At 42.8% G+C, this 26,961-nt stretch carries 24 protein-coding genes and 2 pseudogenes; 14 read left to right on the forward strand and 12 right to left on the reverse strand.

Translation table 11 applies throughout. From position 1 onward, the window contains the following. Nucleotides 1-593: 593 nt before the first annotated feature. Nucleotides 594-1,280: a response regulator gene (locus GNF10_RS08060; RefSeq protein WP_185581606.1), complete on the reverse strand. Its 687-nt coding sequence runs from the start codon at nucleotides 1,278-1,280 to the stop codon at nucleotides 594-596. Between the two features lie 321 nt (nucleotides 1,281-1,601). Between GNF10_RS08060 and lipA the strand changes: the two genes are divergently transcribed. Next, entirely contained in the window at nucleotides 1,602-2,504 is a 903-nt protein-coding gene (gene lipA, locus GNF10_RS08065) for a lipoyl synthase (protein WP_185581605.1), read from the forward strand. A gap of 161 nt (nucleotides 2,505-2,665) precedes the next feature. Next, entirely contained in the window at nucleotides 2,666-2,815 is a 150-nt protein-coding gene (locus GNF10_RS08070; RefSeq protein ID WP_185581604.1) for a photosystem I protein PsaX, read from the forward strand. Between the two features lie 21 nt (nucleotides 2,816-2,836). Here GNF10_RS08070 and GNF10_RS08075 read toward each other — a convergent pair whose 3' ends face one another. Beyond that, nucleotides 2,837-3,703, reverse strand: coding sequence for a branched-chain amino acid ABC transporter permease (locus tag GNF10_RS08075; RefSeq protein ID WP_114081184.1), 867 nt, complete (start codon nucleotides 3,701-3,703; stop codon nucleotides 2,837-2,839). Nucleotides 3,704-3,908: 205 nt separating this feature from the next. On the opposite strand from GNF10_RS08075, the gene hrmK reads away from it, so the two are divergent. Both hrmK and larE read left to right on the forward strand, forming a co-directional pair. Beyond that, nucleotides 3,909-5,738 (forward strand): hybrid histidine kinase/response regulator HrmK, encoded by a 1,830-nt coding sequence (gene hrmK / locus GNF10_RS08080; RefSeq protein WP_185581603.1) that lies wholly within the window; start codon nucleotides 3,909-3,911, stop codon nucleotides 5,736-5,738. A 158-nt stretch (nucleotides 5,739-5,896) separates the two neighbouring features. Further along, the gene (gene larE, locus GNF10_RS08085; protein WP_185581602.1) at nucleotides 5,897-6,730 is read left to right on the forward strand and encodes an ATP-dependent sacrificial sulfur transferase LarE; all 834 of its coding nucleotides are present in this window, start codon (nucleotides 5,897-5,899) and stop codon (nucleotides 6,728-6,730) included. A gap of 25 nt (nucleotides 6,731-6,755) precedes the next feature. Here larE and GNF10_RS08090 read toward each other — a convergent pair whose 3' ends face one another. Then, the gene (locus GNF10_RS08090) at nucleotides 6,756-7,118 is read right to left on the reverse strand and encodes a DUF4864 domain-containing protein (protein ID WP_185581601.1); all 363 of its coding nucleotides are present in this window, start codon (nucleotides 7,116-7,118) and stop codon (nucleotides 6,756-6,758) included. A gap of 61 nt (nucleotides 7,119-7,179) precedes the next feature. Beyond that, on the reverse strand, nucleotides 7,180-8,235 hold the full coding sequence (locus GNF10_RS08095) for an SGNH/GDSL hydrolase family protein (RefSeq protein ID WP_185581600.1): 1,056 nt from the start codon (nucleotides 8,233-8,235) through the stop codon (nucleotides 7,180-7,182). A 705-nt stretch (nucleotides 8,236-8,940) separates the two neighbouring features. On the opposite strand from GNF10_RS08095, the gene GNF10_RS08100 reads away from it, so the two are divergent. Continuing rightward, entirely contained in the window at nucleotides 8,941-9,135 is a 195-nt protein-coding gene (locus tag GNF10_RS08100; RefSeq protein WP_185586361.1) for a hypothetical protein, read from the forward strand. Nucleotides 9,136-9,262: 127 nt separating this feature from the next. Here the strand turns inward: GNF10_RS08100 and GNF10_RS08105 are convergent. The 4 genes and pseudogenes from GNF10_RS08105 to psaA form a co-directional block, all read right to left on the reverse strand. Beyond that, nucleotides 9,263-9,521: pseudogene (locus GNF10_RS08105) on the reverse strand (DNA methyltransferase); the annotation flags it as partial. Between the two features lie 26 nt (nucleotides 9,522-9,547). After that, a complete protein-coding gene (locus GNF10_RS37820; RefSeq protein WP_311774136.1) occupies nucleotides 9,548-9,805 on the reverse strand; it encodes a type II toxin-antitoxin system PemK/MazF family toxin in 258 nt (85 codons plus the stop codon). Nucleotides 9,806-9,934: 129 nt separating this feature from the next. Then, a complete protein-coding gene (psaB, locus tag GNF10_RS08115) occupies nucleotides 9,935-12,166 on the reverse strand; it encodes a photosystem I core protein PsaB (RefSeq protein WP_185586360.1) in 2,232 nt (743 codons plus the stop codon). A 119-nt stretch (nucleotides 12,167-12,285) separates the two neighbouring features. After that, the gene (psaA, locus tag GNF10_RS08120; protein ID WP_185586359.1) at nucleotides 12,286-14,544 is read right to left on the reverse strand and encodes a photosystem I core protein PsaA; all 2,259 of its coding nucleotides are present in this window, start codon (nucleotides 14,542-14,544) and stop codon (nucleotides 12,286-12,288) included. A 538-nt stretch (nucleotides 14,545-15,082) separates the two neighbouring features. On the opposite strand from psaA, the gene GNF10_RS08125 reads away from it, so the two are divergent. Then, nucleotides 15,083-16,732, forward strand: a complete 1,650-nt coding sequence (locus tag GNF10_RS08125) for a hypothetical protein (RefSeq protein ID WP_185586358.1) — start codon at nucleotides 15,083-15,085, stop codon at nucleotides 16,730-16,732. Here GNF10_RS08125 and GNF10_RS08130 read toward each other — a convergent pair. Then, nucleotides 16,709-17,623, reverse strand: coding sequence for a glutaminase (locus tag GNF10_RS08130; RefSeq protein ID WP_185586357.1), 915 nt, complete (start codon nucleotides 17,621-17,623; stop codon nucleotides 16,709-16,711). The genes GNF10_RS08125 and GNF10_RS08130 overlap by 24 nt on opposite strands. A gap of 104 nt (nucleotides 17,624-17,727) precedes the next feature. On the opposite strand from GNF10_RS08130, the gene GNF10_RS08135 reads away from it, so the two are divergent. From GNF10_RS08135 to GNF10_RS08145, 4 genes and pseudogenes are all read left to right on the forward strand, one after another. Next, on the forward strand, nucleotides 17,728-19,242 hold the full coding sequence (locus GNF10_RS08135; RefSeq protein ID WP_185586356.1) for a thioredoxin-like domain-containing protein: 1,515 nt from the start codon (nucleotides 17,728-17,730) through the stop codon (nucleotides 19,240-19,242). A gap of 95 nt (nucleotides 19,243-19,337) precedes the next feature. After that, nucleotides 19,338-19,904: pseudogene (locus GNF10_RS38415) on the forward strand (HAD family hydrolase); the annotation flags it as partial. A 123-nt stretch (nucleotides 19,905-20,027) separates the two neighbouring features. Then, nucleotides 20,028-20,381 (forward strand): DUF952 domain-containing protein, encoded by a 354-nt coding sequence (locus tag GNF10_RS38420; protein WP_260445795.1) that lies wholly within the window; start codon nucleotides 20,028-20,030, stop codon nucleotides 20,379-20,381. Between the two features lie 316 nt (nucleotides 20,382-20,697). After that, nucleotides 20,698-21,615: an RluA family pseudouridine synthase gene (locus GNF10_RS08145; RefSeq protein WP_185586362.1), complete on the forward strand. Its 918-nt coding sequence runs from the start codon at nucleotides 20,698-20,700 to the stop codon at nucleotides 21,613-21,615. A 233-nt stretch (nucleotides 21,616-21,848) separates the two neighbouring features. Here the strand turns inward: GNF10_RS08145 and GNF10_RS08150 are convergent, their stop codons facing one another. The 3 genes from GNF10_RS08150 to GNF10_RS08160 form a co-directional block, all read right to left on the reverse strand. Beyond that, the gene (locus GNF10_RS08150; protein WP_185586354.1) at nucleotides 21,849-22,616 is read right to left on the reverse strand and encodes a phycobilisome rod-core linker polypeptide; all 768 of its coding nucleotides are present in this window, start codon (nucleotides 22,614-22,616) and stop codon (nucleotides 21,849-21,851) included. A gap of 384 nt (nucleotides 22,617-23,000) precedes the next feature. Then, nucleotides 23,001-23,546, reverse strand: coding sequence for a hypothetical protein (locus GNF10_RS08155; protein ID WP_185583796.1), 546 nt, complete (start codon nucleotides 23,544-23,546; stop codon nucleotides 23,001-23,003). After that, nucleotides 23,543-24,157, reverse strand: coding sequence for a phycobiliprotein lyase (locus tag GNF10_RS08160; RefSeq protein ID WP_185583819.1), 615 nt, complete (start codon nucleotides 24,155-24,157; stop codon nucleotides 23,543-23,545). The genes GNF10_RS08155 and GNF10_RS08160 overlap by 4 nt, the downstream gene beginning before the upstream one ends. A 219-nt stretch (nucleotides 24,158-24,376) precedes the next feature. Here GNF10_RS08160 and GNF10_RS08165 point away from each other — a divergent pair, with 219 nt between their 5' ends. From GNF10_RS08165 to GNF10_RS08180, 4 genes are all read left to right on the forward strand, one after another. After that, nucleotides 24,377-24,628, forward strand: a complete 252-nt coding sequence (locus GNF10_RS08165) for an NblA/ycf18 family protein (protein WP_311774132.1) — start codon at nucleotides 24,377-24,379, stop codon at nucleotides 24,626-24,628. Nucleotides 24,629-24,932: 304 nt separating this feature from the next. Further along, nucleotides 24,933-25,490 carry a bleomycin hydrolase gene (locus tag GNF10_RS08170; protein WP_012410162.1) on the forward strand — a complete coding sequence of 186 codons (558 nt, stop codon included), beginning with the start codon at nucleotides 24,933-24,935 and terminating at the stop codon, nucleotides 25,488-25,490. Nucleotides 25,491-25,576: 86 nt separating this feature from the next. Next, a complete protein-coding gene (locus GNF10_RS08175; protein ID WP_185583798.1) occupies nucleotides 25,577-26,071 on the forward strand; it encodes a bleomycin hydrolase in 495 nt (164 codons plus the stop codon). A 271-nt stretch (nucleotides 26,072-26,342) separates the two neighbouring features. Continuing rightward, the gene (locus tag GNF10_RS08180; RefSeq protein ID WP_185583800.1) at nucleotides 26,343-26,951 is read left to right on the forward strand and encodes a HEAT repeat domain-containing protein; all 609 of its coding nucleotides are present in this window, start codon (nucleotides 26,343-26,345) and stop codon (nucleotides 26,949-26,951) included. The last annotated feature ends 10 nt before the right edge of the window (nucleotides 26,952-26,961 follow it).

A 26,961-nucleotide genomic window follows, 5' to 3' on the forward strand; every position in this document is an offset into this window, starting at 1 on the left:
CCGTATTACTGCTTTCTTTCTATCTGTAGGTTATTTATCAAGTTCTGATGCAGATTGTATATCTGTGAGACTAACCAATAAAAAGCCTGCCGTTTTTCTTAGGTTAAGAACAAACTGCGGTAGGTTTAGTTGGTCTAGAACTGTTTCAGTAGACTAACAGCTGATACTATAGGACTCATATTTGATTATTGAAAAAAATCAGTATAGCTTCAAAGAACCTTCTTGACTATTGCCTGCCTATCGCGCTTCGTTTCTCTGCGAGACGCTTCTCTAAGAGAGGCTTGCCTGCGACACGCTCCGCGAACGCGCACCACGCAAATAATTATAGCTACGCCACGCTGCGCGAACAGAAATCAAATTGGATTGCTATATTTCTTTTTGAAGATGCACCTATAAAACTTACACAAAATTAAATATAGAGGTAATTCATGAATTACCCCTATATGTAGTTTTTCCTATTTTTGAATTTTGTTGTCAACGATGGTTTGTCAAAATAAGTATTTTTGAATTAACTATTTTTACCCGCTTTTAATAGCACACCCAGTATGATGAACCGGGTATTTCGGCTGCGATAATAATAATGAACACAAACGCTACTTTATTTTTTGTTTAATAAAGGTAACAACTTGAGTTAGCTGTTTCTTCAAGCCATCGATTTCAGCTTGCATTTTGACAATTTTCTCGTTCAACGCATTAATTTCTGCCTCAGAGACTCCTCGGTCAGTAGGGGTTGCGTTGCTTGCCGCCGTAGGCATCGTAATATTGGCAGCAGTAGGAGTTGCTACGGTAGCAGTATTTGCAACGCTAGGGGCTGCTACCGTAGTAGTAGCAACACTAGAAGTAGCAACTGTGCTATTTTTAACAGCAACCCCTGCTCCTACTGCGACTAATTCTGGGCGCGGCTGTTTCGCCTTACTCATGGCTAACTTAATTGCGTTAATTAGTTGCTTCTGATCAAAAGGCTTGCCCAGAAATTCAAAGTATTCAAAGGGTTCTGTGATTTTCTCGGTTACTTCTTCCTTGCGACCAGACATGATCACCAAAGGAATTTTTCTTAATTCCGGATCGGCTTGAACTTTCTGGAAAACCTCCCAGCCACTCATTTTAGGCAACAGAAAATCCAGCATAATCAAGCTGAGTTTTTCCTGAAGAATGAAATTTAGTCCTTCCAAACCGTCTTTTGCTTCCAGTACCTCAAAATTGCCCGGAGGCAACATTTCTCGTACTTTTACCCTGACAACTGTAGTGTCATCGATAACTAAAATCTTGTTGCTTGCCACGACTGTTTGCTCTAACAGAAACTTTAAGTGTAAATAGCGGCTTTGCCGATTGTCCTTGAGAATCCTCCCACTATATACAAAATTTCTAGCAATTGGGGGATAGTATATTTCGGTATAAATGACATTGCTAGAGGTGTTTTGTAAAACTTTTGCTGGCGCTCTTTTCAATTTATGTCATGGTGATATTTAAGGCTTTAGCTTTGTTCTAAGGCATAAAGCATATAAGGACACGGAGACACGGAGATATTAAGACCGTCTTCTACGTCTATTCTTGTCCATTGAAAGACCACTACTTTATATCCGTATCTTGCTTGGATGTCTATGATTTCGTCACAACAAGCCGAACTAAAGTCTGAAATTGCGGCAATGCCTAGCTGGTTACGTCGCCCTATCGGTAAAGCCAGTGAAATCTCTACCGTACAACGCATTATTAAGCAGCGCCAAATTCACACAATTTGCGAAGAAGGCCGCTGTCCCAACCGGGGAGAGTGCTATGCCCAAAAAACTGCAACTTTCTTGCTAATGGGGCCTACCTGCACACGCTCTTGTGCTTTTTGCCAAGTAGATAAAGGTCATGCACCGATGCCTCTTGATTTAGAGGAACCCCAAAAGGTTGCACAGGCAGTACAGCTTTTGGGATTGCGTTATGTGGTGCTGACTTCTGTCGCCCGTGATGACTTGCCCGATCAGGGCGCAGGTCACTTTGTAAAGACGCTCGCTACTATCCGTCAGTTAAACCCAGAGACTCAAATTGAAGTGCTGACCCCAGATTTTTGGGGCGGTGCAGGTGTAGGAGAATCAGGTCAACGCCAACGCATAGCGATAATTGTAGAAGCCAAACCAGCTTGTTTCAATCACAATATCGAGACAGTGCGGCGGTTAACTGGGCCAGTGCGCCGGGGAGCCAAATACGATCGCTCGCTTTTGGTACTTGCTATGGTTAAAGAAATCGATTCGGCAATCCCTACCAAATCAGGTTTGATGCTGGGACATGGCGAAACTCTTGATGAAGTCGTCGAAGCAATGGCTGATTTAAGGGCTGTGGGGTGCGATCGCTTGACTATCGGGCAGTATATGCGTCCTTCTTTAGAACATCTCCCAGTCCAAAAATATTGGACTCCAGAGGAATTCGATCAACTCGGCAGATTAGCATGGAAAATGGGATTCAACCATGTCCGTTCTGGGCCTCTAGTTCGCAGTTCCTATCATGCTGGAGAGGAGTGAAGAAGGGAATAGGGTACAGATTATTCCCTGTCACCTGTCACCTGTCACCTCTCCCCCTAATCCAATTTCCCAAATTCACACAAATATTCTTAAAGAATTTGGGTATTTGGTACGCCAGTTTGGTATTTCTTAAAAAGTCATGACATTAGGAGAATCGCATTATGACTGCTAAAACAACGAAGAATCCTGCAAATTCCCCAGTTGCAGACAGTGGAGCAAAACCTCCCTACGCCTTTCGTACAGGCTGGGCACTGTTATTGTTAGCTATCAATTTTTTGGTGGCTGCCTACTATTTCCACATTATTGAGTAGTTAGAAGGGGAATGGTGCTGCTCAAATCGTTCCTTTGAATAAACCTTTGGGACGAATGAGCAGCACCAAAATCATGATTAATAGTGCTACACCCTGTTTATACTGTGAACCCAGCCAGGGGGTGCTAATTTCTTGGACGATGCCAATGATAAAAGCTGCTGCGATCGCACCATAAGGGTTGCCAATCCCCCCAAGAATAACTGAGGCAAATAACGGTAAAATTAAGAACCATCCCATATTTGGACGCACGGCTGTAATCAACCCATACATGCTGCCTCCCAATGAAGTCAGAGTGCCAGCAATTAGCCAAGTCCAGAAAATTACTCGGTCAACATTAATACCTGAAACCCTGGCTAAGTCCAGATCGTCAGCAACTGCTCGCATCGCCTTACCAATTTTGGTATTTTGCAGCAGGTAATGCAGTGCAAAAATTGCTAGTATCGCTAACCCCAATACCAATAATTGATTTTGCGGTACTTTTAAACCAAAAATATCTAAAGCTGTGGTGACAGGTAAATTATAGTTTTGGTTCTTGCCACCCCAGATAAAAATAATTCCATTACGAAGAAATAAGGCAAGCCCGATAGAAATAATAATCAGCGTAGTGGAAGTAGCACGGATAGAGCGCATCTTTGACCACAATAACTTTTCCGATAACAGCATTGCTGCTACTGTTCCCGCCGCCGCCAAGATCATTGACAGCCAAATATTAACTCCAATACTATTGATCAGCCAAGTGAGATAGGCTCCTAAAGTTAAAAAGTCACCATGAGCAAAGTTAGATAACCGTAAAATTCCATAAGTAAGAGTCAGTCCGACTGCGGCTAGAGCAATAATGCTCCCTACCGCAATCCCATTGACGATTAGTTGCGCGAATTGTGTATCCATAAGTCTTAAGTTGCTTTAACAAATTTTAGGTCAGTGGTTCAGATAATAATTTTTTTGGACTAGCTGCTAAATTCGACATCATAAGTTATGGTTTATAACAACATAAGTTATGGTTTATAAATAAAAAAGAATTGTCCGCTAATATACATAAAATCCTTTTCGGATTTTTATGTGAAGCTAAATTTGTTAAGCGGTCTAGTTGACCATGCAGCAGTACTCAAGCTTACCAGACCAAAACTCACAGATAGATGCAACGCCAAAACTTTTGACAACAATTCAGCAACTTCGCGCCAAGTTGTGGCTGGAGAGCAGCTTGAACCAGTTGCAAAGTCGCCTAAATCATTATCTGCTTTCTGCTTGTAACAATGTCCTACAGGCAGAATTCGCAGAATCAGAAGTTCTCCAAGCTGTGGTTAACGAGATTAACAGTGTAATGAACAGCACTAATCTGGCACTTACAGATTATGCCGTAGGCATTGCTATGTTTCAACCACAAGAAACTGTAGCCACAGTTTGCTATGTTTCTCGTTCTCCATCTCAAAACTCACAACCTTTATTTGTAGATGTGCTGACAGCAGAAAAAAAGCTGCTGTTGAGATTGCAAGAGGTTATAGAATTCAAAGATTTACAGCAACTTGAGAATCAACAGCCACCAAGCGCTTGGCGGTTAGCTGATGATTCTGGCAGCATTATGGGCTGGCTAATTATCGCCGCAGCGCCCCTAAGTTCCGATCGTGAGTCGCTCATAGAATCAAAAGCCCAACTCAGATCGCAATTGATGTCCAGGTTTGCCAACTACTGTACAACAGCTTTGGTACAACTGAGGCACATCTTATGTTGGCAGCAACAATATCAACAGTTAAGTAACTCCAATCAAGAATTGGAGCGCACCAATCAACTGAAAAACCAGTTTCTGGCAAACACCAGCCACGAAATTCGCACACCGCTTAGTTCTATTATTGGCTTTACCAATCTGCTTTTAGCTCCAGGGTACGAACCAACTATAGAACGTCAACGGGAGTATTTAAATATCATTCAGTCTAGCGGTAAGCACTTGCTAGCCCTGATTAATGATATTTTGGATCTTTCAAAAATTGAAGCAAACCAGCTAGAGGTGCAGTGGGAATGTGTAGATGTGCCACTGCTATGTAGCAATGTTTTAGCACTGGTGAAAGAGAAAGCCGCTAATAAGGATTTAAGACTTTGCCTAGAAATTGACCCTAATATCAGAACCCTAGTAGCCGACTCTTTGCGACTCAAGCAAATGCTGTTGAATTTACTCTTCAATGCCTTAAAGTTCACCAGCAAAGGAAGTGTTGGCTTACAGGTTGTTGCCAAAGGTATATCTGTACATTTTACAGTTTGGGATACTGGCAGTGGCATCTCTCAAGAAGACCAGACTCAATTATTTGAACCCTATTTCCAAATTGCTAAGGCTATTGCTGGTGGTGCTGAGGGGACTGGTTTGGGTTTAGCAGTGACTCGGAAACTCGCCCAAATTCACGGTGGTTCTGTGAAAGTGGAATCTGAAGTAGATAGCGGCTCCCGTTTTACCCTTATACTTCCCCTTCAGCAAGAGGCGGGAGCGGGAATCGATAAGAGAGATGAGGGAGATGAGGAAGCAAAATATTCCTCATCTCTTCTGCCTTTCCCCCCTAGTTCTTCTGTAGATGTTTTGCTGGTAGAAAATGACTTACCCAACGCTGATTTGATGCAAATTTATCTACGGAAATTAGGATATCAGGTGACTTGGGTTAAGAATGCTGCCGAGATGTGGGAAGCTCTAACACAGCTAGACCCAGCAGTGATTTTAATGGATGTTTATCTGCCAGATGGAAATGGTCTTAACTTGATACGACAACTGCGAGAACACGAGCAATATAAGACGATTCCGGTAATTGTTCAAACAGCAATGGCGATGAAAGGCGATCGCGAAACCTGTCTAAATGCTGGAGTAAATGACTATATTTCTAAACCGATTGATTTACCACTTTTAGCCAGTCTGGTAGCCAAGTACAGCAAACTGGCAATATAGAGAGGCAGGGAGCAGGGGGGCAGAGGGAGACAAGGGGGACAAGGAACAGGAAAATGATAAATAACCATACCCAATTCCCAATGCCCAATGCCCCATAACATAACAAATGACTACAATAAAAATGGTTGGGTGCTATAGGCTTTGAGTAGGATTGGGAAATGATGCTGACGGAAAAATTTGAGCAATTAAAAGCCTTATTTGAAGAGATGGATCAGGCATTGATTGCCTACTCTGGGGGCGTTGATAGCACTTTGGTTGCCAAAATTGCTTATGATGCGTTGGGCGATCGCGCTCTGGCTGTCACGGCTGTTTCTCCTTCGCTGTTGCCAGAAGAGTTGGAAGATGCCAAAATTCAAGCCGCAACTATTGGGATTGCTCATAAAATCGTCCAGACTCACGAGATGGAAAATCCCAATTACACTTCTAACCCGGTTAATCGCTGTTATTTTTGCAAAAGTGAGTTGCACGACACTCTCAAACCTTTAGCTTTGCAGTTGGGTTATCCCTACGTAGTGGATGGGGTAAATGCCGATGATTTGCATGATTATCGTCCAGGAATTCAAGCAGCAAAAGAAAGAGGGGCGCGATCGCCTTTAGCTGAAGTGGGTGTCACCAAAGTTGAAGTTCGCCAACTTTCGCAACAACTCGGTTTACCTTGGTGGGATAAACCGGCTCAACCTTGCCTAAGTTCTCGATTTCCTTATGGTGAAGAGATTACTGTTGCTAAGTTACAACGAGTTGGTAGAGCAGAAATTTTCTTAAGAAAGCTGGGTTGGCAAAATTTGCGTGTGCGATCGGAAGGGGATACAGCACGCATTGAATTATCACCAGAACAGATTAAAGAGTTTGTGTTAACGACAGATTTGCAAAAAGTAGTTTCTGTATTTCAGGATTTTGGATTTCTTTACGTAACTCTGGATTTGGAAGGTTATCGCAGTGGTAAGTTAAATCAGGTTTTGAATAATCGGGAAGCCTTAGGCGTTAAATTATAAAATTTTGGTTTTATAGAGATCCAGTTTATATTTCTTTACTTTCTACAGAAACTAGAAAGCAGCCGTTAATCCTCCAGGCATTATCCGGCTGTTTTTCCATGAGATATAAAGCTCTCAAGGGAACTCCATCAGGAGCAAGTAGTAGCACTGGCTGAGTTATGTTTTCCTGGATGGTTGTTATCTTCTCAAAAAAGACAGAGCGAGGACAGTATACAGATGGGTAACTTATCTTCACCATCTGCATAAAATTTTCTGGGGTACCAAATTGCGCCTGAATTCCTGGACTGGCGAAGGCAAAAGCGCCCTGGGCATCATCCTTTTTAAAGGCTGCCAATTGGTTTTCAATTAGAGAGCGTATGGTGATGGCATCGTTGTCGGTAATTTCCATAAATCTAAAATTGCGTAGGCGCAGCCCGTCATAGACATCGCTTCAAGGGTCGAGCGATCGCTCAATCTTCACGCTGAGTTACCTTGTACTCTATCTGCTGTAATGCCGAGCGCCATACATCATAACCCTCTTGTGACAGGTGCAAACCATCTGTGGTCAACTCTGGGCGCATATTGCCTTCCATATCGGTAAACCAGCTATAAATATTTAGATAATTAGCGCCTTCTTTTTTAGCAATTTGGGTTAGTTCGGTGTTGATGTGACGAATGCGGCTATTGGAAAGTTTTGCTAGGCGAGTAGGCAAAATTGATTGGACAATGATTTGAGCTTTTGGGTGAGAATCCCGTAAACGACGAACAATCCGGCGATAATTACGCAAAATTGTGTCATCACTAGCGCCTTTTCGTAAGTCGTTAATCCCAGCCATGACATAAATCACATCCGGTCGGGTTGCCGAAAATGCCCCTAACCTTTTTAAAACCCCACTGGAAGTATCTCCAGAGATGCCTTGATTGAGCCACAATTTCCCAGTAGGCAGTTTTTCTCTAGGAAACCACATGCTCAAAGAATCACCAACTAAGATGCTTAGATGATTTGCACCTTGACCTTGAGCGATCGCTCTAGCTTCTAAAGCTAATAAACTTTTCCAGTCATCATAAGTTAGTTGACGCTTTCTGATCGACTCCCACAAAGATTGCAAATTATCACTATCTACGCGCGTATAAATCTGACCTGTTTTCAGAGCCGCCAATCTTTGGTAGTAAAGTTGATTACCAGATGTCAAAGAAATACCAGTTGCTTGGGCACTGGGTTTGACTAATGATTCTGTTGAGGCTGGTAATCCTTCACTACTGAGTTCGGGTACGCTAGAGACGTTTTTCTCGTCTACCGTCGGCTGTGAATTTTTTAGGGGTTGGAACGCTTGCCCACTGAGTTCTGGTAAGGAGAGATCAACGCTGGGGATGATTTGTCTACTTACTATTGTCTGCGAGCCTTGTTTTAAATCCCACAGGAATCTAGAACTTTCTGGCAGGACAATCGACAAATGTGGAAGAGCCGATGCTGGTATTGCTAATCCTGTTAACAAGCCTGCTGCCAACAGATAAGGGTCCCTCATCGCTTTCTCTCTCCTCTACTCACTGCTTTTCCCTATCACATCATTAATTGCCTGTATTCAGGAAAATTTTACTTCGGTTAAGTTATTATTCTTATTTACACTGTATAGTTCTGTAAAGCGTGTTGAGTAGATTATCTTAGACAATTTACGATCTCTTTAAAGTACGGTTTTTTCGGTGGTATACAAGTCTGATTTGCAAAAATACTGGTACTTAAAGCATTTTTTTCATAAAACGGCCATTTTTTATAACTCAGTGTCTACAAATATTGTAAGTGTATATAAGTTTGCGATTAGTTGATATCATAGGATTATCTACTGTTTTTGAGCAAGAGAAAGGTTATCATTGTTGATGTTTAAGAACTTGCTCTAAAAAACTTAGGCGCTCAAACTGGTTTGGGATAATTCTAAAATCATCTATAGTGCAGTCAAAAATTATACAGATTACGTCGATATAACAAAAGTTAAATTTATTTTCATCCAAAAGTTAGCTCTTAGGTTTGATGGCATGATTTAGGCTTTGATACAGATTGCCCAGTATTAAAGCAATTCTCTGTACTTGTGTTGTAGTTATGTATATATAATTTTAAGTTGATCTTTGCCTGTAGAAGTATGAGTTGAAACACCTTTAAATTAAGTTTTAACTATAGAAAATAACTTCATAGGAAGTGCTAAGATTTAGGCTTAATCATTAGTTTTTGTTCTTCCGTGGCTAGAGCTAGTACAGCGATTGGTGTCAGTCCAATTATTAAGGAGATTGTGCAAAAACAGGTACATTCGACACGTTTAACACTGAAAGAAGTGATTCTTATGGGAATGTTAGCTATTGATAAACTAGACGATCAAGGTCGTCAAGAGCTAGCCGATCGAGTTCACCAAATGCAGGTGAATGGAGAAATTTAAGTGAGTAGTTATGAGTTAGGAGTTATAAATTTTAACTCCTCAGTCCTGACTCTTTACTTAATTTGATTATTGACTAAAACGTATAACGACTTCCCATTACATAATCTTCGTTAATTTCAAAACAAATCTATTGGTGTTGCAGAGTCTGTGCAACAAAACCAGTTGTGTTAGAACCTGCAAATGGATATAAAACCATATTCCCTTCATCAGTTAACAATTTGATGAAGAATTTAGCAAACCCTTGAGGAAAACGAGCTGATAGGGTCTAATTTTTGCTGCTTTGCAGTGTCGTAAATAAGTACTATTCGATTCAGTATTAGCAATTCTAGCAAATTTGGTGGGATTGCACCCTGATTATCCTTTTGGGATTTATGAGAAATATTATGTCTAACAAGACATAACACATTTAAGATTATGTCAGTTTCAGCGCTTGAAGAATCACTGTATTAAACTGCTGAATTTGACTTTCTCCTAATTTACCTATCCTTCTGGGGATTAGTCTACGCTCTATGGTAGTTATTCGAGTAACCCTAACTTTAGAAGCAACCCGTAATCCAGTACTAGTAAAATCTGGATCTAAAGGTTCTAAGATGAACTCTTCTGGACTCAAACTACTTATATTTTGAGATGAAATAAAACATAAAGTGACATCATCGCCTATAGTGCCTATCTATAAAACTAAACCAGTTTTCTATACTTTAGAGTTCCCAAAAAAGTATAAAAAGTAATCAAAAATGAAAAAATCCCCCACCTTGCAGCAGGGGATTTAAATTACTTATCTACAAAACTAGCAGCCGAATTAACCGAACTTACCAGCAGTAGAAGCAATCAAGAATGCAGCGTAAGTCAAGACATAGCCAACAGTGAAGTGAGCTAGACCAACTACACGACCTTGAACGATAGAGAGAGCAACGGGCTTGTCTTTCCAGCGAACTAGGTTAGCTAGAGGAGTGCGTTCGTGTGCCCAAACAAGGGTTTCAATCAACTCTTGCCAGTAACCTCTCCAGGAGATTAAGAACATGAAGCCAGTAGCCCAAACTAGGTGTCCAAACAAGAACATCCAAGCCCAGACAGACAGGTTATTCACGCCGTAAGGGTTGTAACCGTTAATCAACTGAGCAGAGTTAGCCCAGAGGTAATCGCGGAACCAGCCCATGAGATATGTAGAGTTCTCATTAAACTGAGCTACGTTGCCTTGCCAAATACCTAGATGTTTCCAATGCCAGTAGAACGTAACCCAACCAAGGGTGTTAAGCATCCAGAATGTAGCGAGGTAGAAGGAATCCCATGCTGAGATATCGCAAGTACCGCCACGACCGGGACCGTCACAAGGGAAGGCATAGCCGAAGTCCTTTTTATCGGGCATCAGCTTAGAACCACGGGCATCCAAAGCACCTTTGACCAAGATCAAGGTGGTGGTGTGCAGACCCAAAGCGATCGCATGGTGTACCAAGAAGTCGCCAGGGCCAATTGTCAAGAATAAGGAGTTAGTACCAGCATTGATGGCATCTAACCAGCCTGGTAACCAGACGTTAGCGTAGTTGGGCCATGCTGTATTGGCAATACTATCTGGGTTAGACAACAAAGTATCTAAGCCGTACAGTACTTTACCATGAGCAGCTTGGACGAACTGGGCAAACACTGGCTCAATCAGGATTTGCTTTTCAGGAGTACCGAAAGCAACGACTACGTCGTTGTGGACGTACAAGCTGAGGGTATGGAAGCCTAAGAAAAGAGATACCCAGCTAAGGTGGGAGATAATCGCTTCTTTGTGCTTCAATACGCGCTCAAGGACGTTGCCCTTGTTTTGTTCTGGATCGTAATCACGTACCCAGAATATAGCTCCGTGAGCAAAAGCACCAAGGATCAGGAAACCAGCAATGTATTGATGGTGCGTGTACAGCGCTGCCTGAGTTGTGTAGTCCTTAGCAATAAATGCATAAGGAGGCATGGCGTACATGTGCTGTGCCACCAAAGAGGTGATGGTTCCTAGAGCAGCTAGGTGAATACCTAACTGGAAGTGCAGTGAATTGTTATAGGTGTCGTACAACCCTTGGTGAGGCAGGTTGAACTGACCTTCGCTCTTGCTACCAGGTACTAAACCGGATTTGGAGTTCAGCATTTCTTTGATGCTGTGACCAATTCCGAAGTTAGTCCGGTACTGGTGTCCGGCAACTATAAAGATAACTGCGATCGCTAAGTGGTGATGAGCTATGTCAGTCAGCCACAAAGCTTCTGTCTGAGGATGGAAACCACCCAAGAAAGTCAGAATTGCAGTTCCTGCACCTTGAGATGTGCTGAATATATGCCCAGGAGTGTCAGGGTTTTGAGCGTAAACGCCCCAGTTACCGGTGAAGAATGGTGTCAAACCTGCTGGGTGGGGTGGTGTGTTGAGGAAGTTATCCCAACCTACGTGCTGCCCGCGAGCTTCGGGGATAGCAACGTGAATTAAGTGACCAGCCCAAGCCAAAGAACTAACACCAAACAAACCTGCTAAGTGGTGGTTTAGGCGATGTTCAGCACTCTTAAACCATGCCAAGCTAGGACGGTACTTGGGTTGCAAGTGCAGCCAGCCAGCAAATAAGAGGACAGCCGCGAACAATAACAGACCAACTGAACCGGTGTACAGTTCACTGTTTGTCCGCATACCGATGGTGTACCACCAGTGGTAAACACCAGAGTAAGCAATATTTACCGGATTACTAGCGCCAGCTTGGGTAAAAGCTTCGATCGCTGGTTTACCAAAGTGGGGATCCCAAATCGCATGGGCGATGGGACGGATATGAAGGGGATCTTTAATCCACTGTTCAAAGTTACCTTGCCAGGCTACGTGGAACAGGAGGCTGGATGCCCACAGGAAGATGATTGCCAAGTGACCGAAGTGAGTTGCGAAAATCTTTTGGTAAAGATTTTCTTCCGTCATGCCATCATGGGTTTCAAAATCGTTGCCTGTAGCGATCGCATACCATATCCGACGAGTCGTCGGGTCCTGTGCGAGATCCTGGCTAAATTTCGGAAATTTCGTCGCCATAGGTTTAATAAATCCTCTGACCTTTAGCCATCAAGTATCAGTTCAATTTTGGATTCTAGATTTTGGATTTTGGATTGAATCTAAAATCTAAAATCCAAAATCCAAAATTTTGCTGATTGCTACCCTACTGAAAGGATGTGTGCATGGAAGAACGCCCAAGTTGTGGCAATTCCTCCCAAGAGGTAGTGAGCTACCCCTACAGCCCGACCCTGAATAATACTCAGAGCGCGAGGCTGAATTGCTGGAGCTACCTTCAGTTTGTTATGCGCCCAAACAATGGACTCAATCAGTTCTTGCCAGTAGCCGCGACCACTGAACAGGAACATCAAGCTGAATGCCCAAACAAAGTGAGCGCCTAAGAAGAGTAGACCATAAGCAGATAGCGCGCTGCCATAGGAATTGATGACTTGTGTAGCTTGTGCCCACAAGAAGTCTCGCAACCAACCGTTAATGGTGATGGCGCTTTGGGCAAAGTTACCACCAGTGATGTGAGTCACAGCACCATCTGCATCTACGGTTCCCCAGACATCTGATTGCATCTTCCAGCTGAAGTGGAAAATTGCAATGGATATTGTGTTGTACATCCAGAAAAGTCCGAGGAACACATGATCCCAACCAGATACTTGACAAGTACCGCCACGACCAGGACCATCGCAGGGGAAGCGGAAGCCCAGGTTTGCTTTGTCTGGAATCAGACGAGAGCTACGGGCAAACAGCACACCTTTGAGCAGAATTAGGACAGTAACGTGGATTTGGAATGCGTGAATATGGTGGATTAAGAAGTCCGCCGTACCCAAAGCAATAGGCATCATCGCTACTTTACCGCCTACAGCCAAAATCCCACCACCGAAAGCATAGCTAACGGGTTCTAGAGCGTTGGGGGCAGTGCCACCAGGAGCTAGGGTGTGGATGTTTTGTACCCACTGGGCAAACACTGGCTGCAATTGAATTGCAGTATCAGAGAACATGTCTTGGGGACGGCCCAAGGCACGCATTGTATCGTTGTGGATGTAAAGTCCAAAGCTATGGAAGCCGAGGAAGATACACACCCAGTTAAGGTGAGAAATAATCGCATCTCGGTGACGAAGCACCCGATCCAGTAAGTTGTTTTGGTTCACAACCGGATCGTAATCCCGCACCATGAAGATGGCAGCGTGAGCCGCACCGCCGACTATACAGAATGCACCAATCCACATGTGGTGGGTGAAAATGCACAACTGTGTAGCATAATCAGTTGCCAAATATGGATAGGGAGGCATCGCGTACATGTGATGCGCGACGATGATGGTCAGCGAACCCAAGAAGGCTAGGTTAGTAGCCAACTGAGCGTGCCAAGATGTGGTCAGGTTTTCGTAGAGACCTTTGTGACCTTCACCAGTGAAAGGACCTTTATGGTTTTCCAGGATCTCTTTAATGCTGTGACCAATACCCCAGTTGGTACGGTACTGATGACCAGCAATGATAAAGACAACTGCGATCGCTAAGTGGTGATGAGCAATGTCAGTCATCCACAAGCCGCCTGTTACTGGGTTTAGACCGCCCTTGAAGGTCAGGAAGTCAGCATACTGACCCCAGTTCAAGGTGAAGAAAGGTGCTAAACCAGCAGCAAAGCTGGGATACAGCTCGGTCAACAAGTCTTTGTTCAAGATGAACTCGTGGGGCAAGGGTATGTCTTTAAGAGCAACGCCTGCATCCAAAAGCTTGTTGGTCGGTGCGGATACGTGGATTATGTGACCTGCCCATCCCAAGGAACCACAACCTAGCAATATTTGCAAGTGGTGATTCAGCATTGACTCCACATTCTGGAACCATTCCAGTTTAGGAGCGCGTTTGTGGTAATGGAACCAGCCGGCAAATAGTAATAAGCCTGCTAATACCAAGCCACCGATCGCAGTAACGTAAAGCTGGAAGGAGTTTGTGATCCCCCAACCACGCCATACTTGGAACAAACCGGAGGTGATTTGAATACCGTGGAAACCACCGCCAACATCACCGTTTAAAATGTCTTGCCCGACAATGGGCCAAACGACTTGAGCACTAGGCTTAACGTTTAACGGGTCACTTAGCCAAGCTTCGTAGTTAGAGAACTTCGCGCCGTGGAAAATCATCCCGCTCAACCAAACCATCACTACGGCTAGGTGGCCGAAGTGGGCTGAGAATATCTTGCGGGATATGTCTTCTAAATCGCTTGTATGTGTATCAAAATCATGGGCGAGTGCGTGCAGGTTCCAAATCCATGTGGTGGTTTTGGGACCTCTGGCTAAGGATCTGTCAAAGTGTCCAGGTTTCGCCCATTTCTCGAATGAGGTTGGAACTGGATCGTTATCGACGATGATTCTTGCCTTCTTTTCCTCTCGCTCCGGAGGACTTATTGTCATTTGACCTCCTCTCTTGATAAGGAATGAGGAATCATGAATACCACAAAGTGAACCATTACCGCATACTCAGAATTTTACTGAAGCCGCGATGAAGACCCTATGTGGAGAGTTGTTTCTCGTTGAATTATAGAGTCTTCACCTGCACTTTGTTGGAGATATTTTAACAATAATTCAAACTTGGTGGAATATTGCTGAAATTACCGTCTTATCTGCCTTTTAACTTCAAACTATTTGTCTAAAAGTCAATAGATTAACCATTTTAATTTACAAAGAATAACAATTCGTAAGTTTTATGATTTTGCTGTATACACTCGATTTCCAGCTTTTAATGCTATTGCTCATGAACATTTGTGTCATATTTCCATTGTTGTAAGTAAAAAGCTGTAAAAAGTATGACTCGTTTTAACATTTACTGAAATAGACACAGAAAAGCTTAGGGAATGGAAGGTAGATTTACCTTTTGGGCTATAGTGCCAGATGGACAGTTTGAGCGAAAATAATCTGTGCAATTGTCGAAGACTATCACTGGGTGCAACGCATGAACTCGTGGCAGAAAAGGGTGTTAGAGAAGCTCCTCCCTGAGAGGTTCCCGATTCTTAGGTGGATAATGACATTGGTACTGGTATTAAGCTTGACCAGTTGCGGCGAGAAGGCTGATAGCCAGGAAGTATCTACTGGTTATAGAGAAAACCCTCCACAGATTTCTCAAATTTCAAAGCAATTTTCGGAAGTTTCTCCGCCATCTGTTATCCAAGCACTGCGTCCAAGTTTGGAGGTGTATCAGCCACAAGTGGCAATTCTGACTCCAAGACCTGATGAAGTTTTCCAAAATAATAAAGTTACAGCCAGTTTTCAGGTTAAGGATCTACCAATATTTAAAGACCCACAATTACAACTGGGGCCACATCTCCACGTAATTCTGGATAATCAACCTTATATTCCTGTTTACGACCTGAATCAACCTTTGGTTTTACCAGAGTTGTCTCCAGGTACTCATACTCTGCGCGTCTTTGCCTCTCGTCCTTGGCATGAAAGCTTTAAGAATGAAGGGGCTTATGCCCAGACAACATTTCACGTTTTTACCAAAACAGACGACAATAACCCAGATTCCAAATTACCTCTGCTAACTTACAGCCGTCCTCAAAGTAGCTATGGGGCAGAGCCAATCTTACTGGACTTTTATCTCACTAACGCTCCCCTGCACCTCGTTGACAAGGAAAACACTAACGAAGGATTTAGTGATTGGCGCATCCGCGTCACAATTAATGGTGAAAGCTTTGTTTTCGATCGCTGGCAAGCAGTTTATCTTAAAGGCTTCCAAACTGGTAAAAACTGGATAAAGCTAGAATTTCTCGATAATCAGGGAAATCCTCTCAAAAATGTCTTCAACACCACAGTCAGAGTCATTGACTACCAGCCTAAGGGTAAAGATACTTTGTCGAAAATCGTGAGGGGAGAACTCACAGCAGATGAGGTACGTGGCATTGTAGACCCGAATTATAAACTTACACCTACGCCTTCTGTTGAAAAAACACCTCAAATCCAACCGAAGCTAGAAAAGCAGCCCCTTCCTGAAACTGAAGCTCCGAAAGAATCTGAAACACAGCCAGAAGAACCAAAATTGGAAGTTCCAACGGTTGTACCATCTCCTACCTTATCCCCGACACCATCAGAAGTACAGCCAACGGTAACGCCGACTCCAGAATCAACGCCGCTACCTGAAAAAGTTGCGCCTCAGCCAACTAAACCTAAAGTTGACGGATTTTTTAACCGTCGGGCGGGTAAGATACCTACTCCAGAAGTAACAGTTGAGCCATCTCCGAGTTTGCCACCTGCATTGCCAGAGATTATTGAGTCTCCAGCACCAGAAATAATTACGCCAACACCAGAACCACAGCCAGAGGTAACGCCAACTCCTGAATCAACGCCGTCACCCGAAAAAGTTGTGCCTCAGACAACAAAATCTAGATTTAGCGGATATTTTAAGCGTCGAACGAGCAAGACACCTACCCCAGAAGTAACAGTTACGCCATCTCCGAGTTTGCCACCCACGCTGCCAGAGATTATTGAGTCTCCTGTACCAGAACCACAGCCAGAGGTAATACCAACTCCTGAATCAACGCCGTTACCTAAAATAAGCGCTCCCGAAGCAGAAAAACCAGAATTAAGCAAAGACACTCAACTGTAAATCTTGCGCTAAACCCTCAACAAATGCGATCGCACCTACAGGATTTCCTATATCATCCAACCCAGGACTGTAGCAAGCGATCGCTCCCTCACCTGGGACTATTGCGACAAGTCCACCACCAATCCCTGATTTCATCGGTAAACCAATTCTGACTGCAAACTCGGCAGAAGCTTCATAAAGTCCACAACTTGACATCACAGCATTGACAGTTTGGCGATTTTGTGGATTAACTAACCCACTTTCACAAGCTAGAAGTTTTCCTAACAGGGCTAAATCTTCAACCTGCCCAGAGATACAGCATATTTGTTCGTAAGTGTCAAGTGCTGTTTCAAGATTTTCTAAATAACCTGTTTCGGTAAGATAGTTTGCGATCGCTTCATTGGCTGTTGCACGTGTTAATCGCACTGAAGCCAGCATGACTTCATCTAAACTGAGTTGGCAACCTGCTAATTGGTTGAGCCATTGACAAAATAAAAAAGTGCGTTGGGTAGCATCCTTTCCTGGTAACTTATCAGCGAGGGTGATTGCCCCACTATTAATCATCGGGTTACGGGGGCGGCCGCGATCGCTAACTAATTGTTCTAAAGAATTGAAGGGTGCATCCGATGGTTCCACCCCAACCCAGCCAAAAACTGTTTCTGCGCCAAAATGTTCCAGCAGATAAAGTAGAGAGAATGTCTTAATAACGCTCATTAGCGGGAAGACACAAGCGGTATCTCCGAAGCTGATATTTTTCCCCGATTCACAGCAGACGTGAACTGCAAACCAACCAGGATTAGCTTTTACTAATTGCGGAATGCGATCGATAACTCGTCCCTGTTTAGCCTGGATTTTAGCTTGTTCTACCCAAGCTGATAACTCCGTAGTAGTTAATTTTTCAAGTCCTTTCACAACAGATACACCCAGGTTCAATTACGAATTACGAATTACAAATTACGAATTACGAATTACGTTAGCGTAGCGTTAGCGACGTAGGAGCGTCATTACGAACTATTATGCTTCCCCGTGTTAGAGCGCCAGAATTACCACAAAATTACTCTTGGCTTAATACCGATAAACCTTTGTCTCTTAAACAACTCAAGGGTAGAGTCATAATTTTAGACTTTTGGACATACTGCTGTATAAATTGTCTGCATATTCTGCCAAACCTGAAATATTTAGAGCAGAAATATAAAGATATTCTTACCGTTATCGGTGTTCATTCTGCCAAATTTGACAACGAAAAAGAAACAGAAAATATTCGCCAAGCTATCCTGCGCTACGACGTTGAACACCCAGTTATAGTTGACAGCAATTTTCGACTTTGGGAAGAATATGCTGTACGTGCTTGGCCTACCTTAATAATTATTGATCCAGAAGGTTACGTGATTGCTCAGATTTCTGGCGAAGGGAACCGTGACACTTTAGACGAGTTGATTCACAAGTTAATTCAGCAACACCAGGATAAAGGCACGATTAATTTTCAAGAACTTAGTTTGATATTAGAAAAACAGCGCCAGCCATTAATTACTCCCCTAGCTTTTCCTGGTAAAGTTTTAGCTACCGAAGCGGGTTTGTTCATCGCTGATTCTGGACATCATCGCCTGATTATGAGTAGCTTCGACGGCGAAATTCTGCATTTAATTGGTACTGGAAAATCTGGCTTAACCGATGGTGCTTTTAACGAAGCGCAGTTTTTTGCACCACAAGGAATGGCTTATGATGCAGAAAATCAAATTCTTTATGTTGCTGATACAGAAAATCATACCCTTCGGCGAGTTGACTTGAAGCGTCAAGTTGTAAGTGCGATCGCAGGAACTGGTGAACAAAGCCGGAATATTCATCCTCATAGCGGTGCTGGTTTAGAAACCCCGCTAAATTCTCCTTGGGATTTAGTGAAAGTGGGAAATACCTTATTTATTGCAATGGCTGGGCCGCATCAAATCTGGGAAATGGATTTAGAAACTAGCATGATTAAAACTTATGCTGGTACTGGTGCAGAAGCTTGCGTTGATGGTTCACTTACCGAATCTGCCTTTGCTCAACCCAGTGGTATTAGCACCGATGGAAAAGAATTATATATCGCTGACAGTGAAGTTAGTTCAATTCGTGGTGTGGGAATTGTAGAACCTTATCAAGTGCGAACCGTTTGCGGTAGTGGGGGTTTATTTGGTTTTGGTGACGTTGATGGACAAGGTGAAGATGTCCGTTTACAACATTGTTTAGGAGTGGAATTTGCTCAAAATTTTTTGTGGGTAGCAGATACCTACAATCACAAAATTAAATTAGTTAGTCCTAGTGGCAATTGTCAAACAGTTTTGGGAGATGGTACTGCTGGTTTACAGGATGGACAAGGTAAAAATACTCGTTTTTTTGAACCTTCGGGATTGACTGCTAGCGGTTCATATCTATATATTGCTGATACTAATAACCACTCTATCCGCCACGTAGATTTGAATACCTTTGAGGTAACAACGTTAGAATTTATTGGGTTGTGCGCGCCAGATGTTTGTATTCCGTCAAATTTGTAGAATGATCATTTTACCCAAAAACGTAAAGAAAAACTTTGTATTTGCGTGTCTGGGTATGATATTTTAAACAATAATTTTTTAGAGCGATCGCTTATATGCAATTAGTAATTTTTGATGTTGATAGTACACTAACAAATACATACAAAATTGATGAAAATTGTTTTGTACGCGCTCTTGCATTAGAATTTGGTATTTTTGGTATAAATACAAATTGGACTGAATACAGATACACCACAGATTCTGGAATTACCCAGCAAATTTTCCAAGAAAAATTAGAACGTCTTCCTTTAAGTGAAGAGTTAGTAAGACTAAAGGCACGTTTTGTTAGTCTACTTCAGGAAGCTTTTATTAACAACCAAGATTTATTCAATGAAATTCCTGGTGCTGCAAATATATTAGCTAGTTTACAGCTAAACCCTGATTGGGGTGTTGCGATCGCAACTGGTGGGTGGCGTGAGTCTGCTAAACTAAAACTTCAAAAAGCTAACTTAGAAATAGAAGGTATCCCCTTGGCTTCAGCTAATGATGCACTTTCACGAGAAGATATTATTAAAACAGCTATTATCAAAGCAGAGAAGTTTTATCAAGTTGAAAAATTTCAGAAAGTCGTTTTTGTCGGTGATGGTGTTTGGGATGTAAAAGCAGCCTATGGCTTGAGTATTGCTTTTATTGGGATAGGTGATAAAAAATTAACAAGTGTAGGCGCTACAAGAGTAATTAAAGACTTTACAAATTTCGAGGATTTTCTGAAAATATTACAAGATGCAGCAATTCCTAGATTATCTATGAACACCATTCTCCACATTACCAAACGCCAACAATGGGAACAAGCAAAAAATCTCGGCACATATCGCGCTGATTCATTAGAGAGTGAAGGTTTTATACATTGTTCCAAATCAACGCAAATACTCAAAGTTGCAAAGAGATTTTTTAATAGTCAAAAAGATTTAGTACTACTTTTTATTGATTCTGAGAAAGCAGAAGCTGAAATTCGTTATGAAGAGGCTGAAATTGGCGAATTATTTCCTCACATTTATGGTGAGTTAAATATTGATGCTGTGTATCAGGTGGTTGATTTTGAAGCTGCGGAAGATGGTTTGTTTGAGTTGCCGCAAGAAGTTATAGATTTAGAAGAATAACGAACCGCAGAGGCGCGGAGAACACGGAGGAGAGATGGAGAGAATTTACCTCTGTACAAACAAAATTTCAGTCCAAATTAAGGTTTTAAAACCCACCTCTTTCGGTTTTGCTTGTGTAGACTAGGTTTCTAACCACCCAAATAAAGAGATTCCGCGCTTTACTTAAAGAACGGGGAATTAATAATCCAGAGCAATTGTGACCGAATTTAATTTACAAATCCAAGAAAATAGCAATGGCTGCGCCAACGCCAAGGGCGAATGCTTGTCTTCTCATATAGAGGATGCAGCACCTAGCTTACTTCCCTCCAGTAATACGATACACTGCACCGACACTAAAGGCGATCGCATTGACCGTTTCCTTTCCCAAGAATTACCAGATTTATCCCGTTCGCGCATCCAACAGTTAATCGAACAGGGTAACGTCCAACTTAATGACAAAGTTTGCACATCTAAGAAGATTAATATCAAGCTAGGCGATCGCATCACTCTAGAAATACCAGAAGCACAACCCCTAGAACTGCTAGCAGAAGATATCCCTTTAGATATCCTCTACGAAGATGACCAATTACTTATTCTCAACAAACCCGCAGGCTTAGTTGTCCATCCCGCACCCGGTCATCCAGATGGCACGCTGGTAAATGCTTTATTGGCTCACTGTCCCAATTTACCAGGGATTGGCGGAGTCCAACGTCCGGGAATTGTGCATCGATTGGATAAGGATACTACGGGAGCAATTGCGATCGCAAAAACAGAAGTTGCCCATCATCACCTACAAGCTCAACTCAAAGCTAAAACCGCACGCAGAGAATACTTAGGCGTGGTTTACGGTGCGCCAAAAGTTGAGAGTGGCACAATTGACTTACCCATTGGTCGCCATCCACAAGACCGCAAGAAAATGGCTATTATGCCTATTGAACAAGGCGGACGATCTGCCGTCACTCATTGGCAAGTATTAGAACGCCTCGGTAATTTCACTTTAATTCGTTTCCAACTAGAAACTGGACGCACCCATCAAATTCGTGTGCATAGCGCCAAAATGGGTAATCCCATTGTCGGCGACCCAGTTTATAGTTCTGGTCATTCAGTGGGCGTAAATTTGTCCGGTCAAGCACTACACGCTTGGCGGCTAAGATTACAGCATCCCCTATCCGGCGAGATGATTGAGGTGACAGCTACCCCTCCCCCCCAATTTACAAAACTTTTAGAGATGCTAAAAAGACGAACTACACTTTAGCTCATCCCAGGCATACAAAGCACACTATTTTACAAACATTGGGCATTAACAAAAAACCATACCCAATTCCCAATTCCCAATTCCCAATTCCCATTAACAACTAGCGTGCATTAGACATGGGATAGAGTCTGTTTCACTAGTTATACCTAAATGAAACTCCTACATAACCCAAGACTCATGCACGCTATAAAATGATCAAAGCGATGTACGAGACAGCCGCCGACCAAAAATCGTTACTTAATTCCAGCTAACTGGCGATAAGGTACAGACTTTTCGATATCGATGTTGAATGACGAGATTCTTTGTGGCGTGTTGCCAGTCGCATTGACACTTTGTGCCATAGTCAAGAATAGAGCTGGATCGCCAGCTTTTGGCTTTTGCTCTTGTGGAAGGAATCTGCGTACTTCGACCTGCCAAATGATTTGGGGGAAACCCAGTTTGGCACGGTGGTAATCTTCGTATCGCGGAGATTTGATGTTAAATGGTAACTCACCTGTAGATTGAGATGGTAGTATCCGACGGCGCTGATAGGGCACTGTGGAATATCCAAAATTGCTCAGGTACTCTTCAGTGTTGAGAACTTCATCAACAAAGCCTACAATACCCTTGGTAGCGACCACAATAGACCAAGCGATTTTTTCCCGCTCGTTATATGGGTCGCGTCCTAGAACGCGCTGAATTACTTGCTCAACAAAGCGGTAATTATTATTGAGGTCGTAGAAGCTTCTCTTAAAGGTATCGGAAAGCACCAATCCACGAACAAAGTCCCGTACTGTAATTTGTCCATTACGGAGTTGGGACTCTAAATATGTTTCGCGATCGGCAGCAAAAGCATAAAAGAAAAGTTGACGATATGCTGCTTCAATCAGATCGCCTAAATCTGATGGAGACAGGATATTGTCTGTAGTAAAAATCCTGGGCTGTTCATCACCCGGTACTTCATATCCAGCAACACGCTGGTTTTGACTTGAAGGTTGATATTCTAACAGAGGAATTGCCATTCTAAAGCCTCCATGTTCTTAATTAAAGTTAACAACTTTAAATCACATATTAAGGGAGTAGTTGTATCAGAACCTCAGATTCTGATAAATTTTCACGAAACTTAACTAAGGGTGATTTTAAGTATTGGTATGAAAAACGATTAGCACACTGGATTTAACTCATAGCTAATCAATAAAAAAAAGTAGTGCAACTTCCAGCTTAATAGTTACTGTAAATGACTAAAAAATTTTATTCGCATATTTCAGATTAGAAGATTGAGTTTCACTTTTTTTAATTGAAGCAATAAAATTTAACATTTTGCAAAAGAAATTAATCAAGGATTGGGAATTGGGAATTGGGCAATAGGCATTGATTATTCCCTATCCCCCTGCCCCCTGCCCCCTTCAACCACCTATCCAAAATTCCAGGGGATCTATGGTTGACTTACAGTAAGGCCAGCTACGCAAAGTTGTTTCCATTCCTTCCTCCCAGTAGGGTGGTTCTAATCCCAGTCCTAAACATAGATGAGATAGGATGCTAGCAAACTGCTGATTGTGACCAAAGTCTCCTAGATGGGCATGAGCATATTCGTGGACGACTACACCAAACCAGTCTTTAGGTGCAACTCGACCAACATCTACCAAAATAGTGATTGGATTTGTGAGAATATTGCACAGCCCGTCTATACCAAAAGATTGAGCTATGGGCACTGCAAAAATTTGGATATGGCGACGCTCTTGCGGATGAAAACACTCATGACAAACTTCTAAATAAGCGTTGATCTGAGCGTTTACGGTGTTAATATTTTCGCCAATCCAAGTACAAATGGGGATGCGATCGCGCAGGTTATCGAACACATCCACCATCCCCGGCTCTAGGGCAAGTCTCTGCACCCGATGCAGATAATCTTGCCCACGAATAAAAGCATCACTCTGCTTGAGATAATTCACCAGCCCAAAACTGAATAAAATTGTCTTTTTTCTACATCCTGTCCTTGTGCGGATGTCACCTGTTCTGTATTGGGAACCTCAATAGAACCTTCAATGCGGCTTTCGGTACAAAATGATGCCGTGCTGAAGCCACCAAAGCGTTTTACTGTACTGGTTCGCAGTCGCATATTTGGGCTGGCAAACCAGAATCTTTCAATGGAACTCATTGTTTCATATTCGGTTGTCAATACTAATCCATCTTCATCATCCATGTGAAAAAGACCAACTACAGGCACTATTTCGGCATAACCTCTTTCGCGCAGTAATTTGCCAGCCCTGGGGTTATCCTCATCAGGCACGATCGCAAATATAGTTTTCCCCTGATGGTTCTCTTCATTCTCTCTATCCCAAGCCATTGTGCCTAGCCAACGCACACGTGACCCTCCTACTGAAAGGCTGGGGTCAATTTCGTGATACTGGCACAGTTCAATGATTTCTGGATGATTGGCTTCCAGAGTTTCTACCTGTATATCCGATTCTCCCGTCTCTGAGCGCTTGAACGCCAGATGATGAGTTGCTCGTTGCGATCGCCACTTACCAGCACTTAGCTGAAAAAATTCCATTGCGTCTATCAATCTTCTGACTCCTACTTATGACTCCTGCGGATGATGTTATACGTGTTTTTTATTTTTACAGTTATTGGTATATAAACATTCTAAACATTACAGCGATTAGCGATCAGCTTCAACAAACTTCCTATGAAGGGTTAGATAGAGATGTTGTTACACTATTGTAAATTTTTATGGTGGTGATTACTTATAGCTTGACAATATAGACAGTTTAATATCTAAGTGCTAAAATATTTGAAAGCGATCGTCTTCACATTACTAGTAACAACCGATACCTTCGATTCAGTCAATCAGAGGAGTGTAATGATGGATTTTCCAGTCGAATTAACATTAGAGCAACAGTTTCGCTTACAAAACTTGAAAGACCAAGTAAAGAATTTGAGTCAACAAGAAGCTCAAGAATTTTTATTAGAAGTTTTACGGCAGATGATGGTAAAAGATAATTTGGTCAAACATCTTTTAAAACAAGCTTGATCGAATAAAAAAAGAATATTTTTTCCTTAAGACTTACGCAGTGGCAGAGTTCCGTTGAAATGCGTAAGTCTTAATTATTTGGGAATTGCGAAGAGGCACGTAGCAGTGAGCAGAAAAGAATAGGGAATAATCATTCCCCATTCCCAATTCCCAAATTAAATATTACAGATTATTACTTTGTCTCTCATAGTAAAGACTAGGGCACTATTGATCCCCTATGTTTTTGTTTGGCTACTCGCAGTTAATTCTGATCGAGAACACGCCAGAAATAATATCCGCCATTTGTGAATATTAAGGAGAACTCATGGTTCTTGATGCTTTTTCCAGAGCTGTAATTGCGGCTGATGCCAAAACCGCTCCTATTGGTGGTGCTGACTTAGCAGCGCTTAAGTCTTTCATTGCTGAAGGCAACAAGCGCCTTGATGCTGTGAATGCGATCGCCAGCAACGCTAGCTGTGCAGTTTCTGATGCCATTGCTGGCATTGCTTGTGAAAACACAGGTTTGCTTCAAGCTGGTGGTAACTTATACCCCACTCGTCGGATGGCTGCTTGCCTACGTGATGCTGAAATCGTTCTGCGCTATGTAACCTATGCGTTGTTAGCTGGCGATTCTTCTGTATTAGACGATCGCGCTTTGAACGGTCTGAAAGAAACCTACACAGCTTTGGGCGTACCTACTGGATCTTCTGTACGTGCTTTCCAAATCCTGAAGGCTATCAGCGTCGCTCACATCACCAACACCAACACTGAAGCTAACGCTGGCAAAAAATTCCGCAAGATTGACACTCCTCAAGGCGACTGCTCTGCTCTAGCTGCTGAAGCTGCTAGCTACTTCGATCGCGTTATTTCTGCTCTGAGCTAATTGCTAATCGCTAATGTCTTAAGCCTATTAGTCAAGCCAACTGAAATACAAAACCCGATCACATCTAATCTGGAGTATAAAAAGCAATGAAATCAGTTATCACTACGGTTATTGGATCTGCTGATGCAGCAGGTCGTTTTCCAACCACCTCTGATCTAGAATCCGTTCAAGGTAGTATTCAACGTGCTAGCGCTCGTTTAGAAGCTGCTGAAAAGTTGGCTGCTGGTATTGATGCAGTCGCTAAAGAAGCTTATGATGCTGCTTTTAAGAAATATCCTTACTTGACCCAAGAAGGTGAAGCTGGCGACACTCAAGTTAAGAAAGACAAGTGCTTCCGCGACATCAAGCACTACCTACGCTTGATCAACTACAGCTTAGTTGTGGGCGGTACTGGCCCTCTGGATGAGTGGGGTATTGCAGGCGCTCGTGAAGTTTACCGCTCTTTGGGTCTGCCTACTGCTCCCTACGTTACCGCATTGACCTACACTCGCGATCGCGCTTGTTCTCCTCGTGATATGTCTCCTCAAGCATTAGGTGAGTTCCGCGCTCTTCTCGACTACGTAATCAACTCCCTTTCATAGTAATAGGGATTGACTAGACGTAGACGAGCGATCGTTATACTCTAAAACTCAGGGACTCTCAGTCTGTTGCTTTGCCTCTATCTGGTTGAGTGATTGATCAAGAGTCCCTCAGTTGTAACTAATTCGTAATACTTCTCTACGAGAGGCTGCACCCTAAGCGTAGCTATGCCGCAGGCTTTACGGCTACGCTCAGTACAAGTTCGTAGTTTGTAATTCGTAATTCGTAATTAATGATTGAACTTGGGGGATTTCAACAGGAAAATTTTCTTTTATGACAATAGATTCATTATTTGAACAGTTGAAACACCCCAACCCTAATCTGCGGGAACGAGCCATGTGGGAACTGGCTGAGGTTCGGGATGAAAATACTATTTCTCGCCTGATGGGTATTTTGGATGAAGAAGATGTGACTTACCGTCGTGCTGCTGTTAAGGCACTGGGTGCTATTGGTACAGATGCTGTCCCATCATTGGTAGATTCATTAGTAAATAGCGAGAATGCAACCATTCGGGGCAGTTGTGCTAAGGCTCTGGCACAGGTTGCTGCGAACCATCCCGATGTTCCTTTCCCGGATGAGGGCTTACAGGGATTAAAAACAGCGCTCAACGATCCAAATGCGGTTGTCTATATTGCATCTGTAATGGCACTGGGTGAAATTGGTTCTCCTGCCTTTGAGATTTTGACTGAGGCTCTGAAAACAATAGATAATGTTGCGCTGGCTGTGGCAATTGTTAATGCACTGGGTTCGATGGGTGATATGCGGGCAGTGGAAGTGTTGACAGCATTAACTAATGATGAATCTGCCGATACGTATGTTCGTGAATCAGCAGTGAGTGCTTTGCCCCGATTAGATCAGGTGATTAATTATAAAAGAGGATAGCGATCGCACT

This window comes from Nostoc sp. UCD121, from assembly GCF_014222285.1.
In the GTDB taxonomy this organism is placed as follows: domain Bacteria; phylum Cyanobacteriota; class Cyanobacteriia; order Cyanobacteriales; family Nostocaceae; genus Nostoc.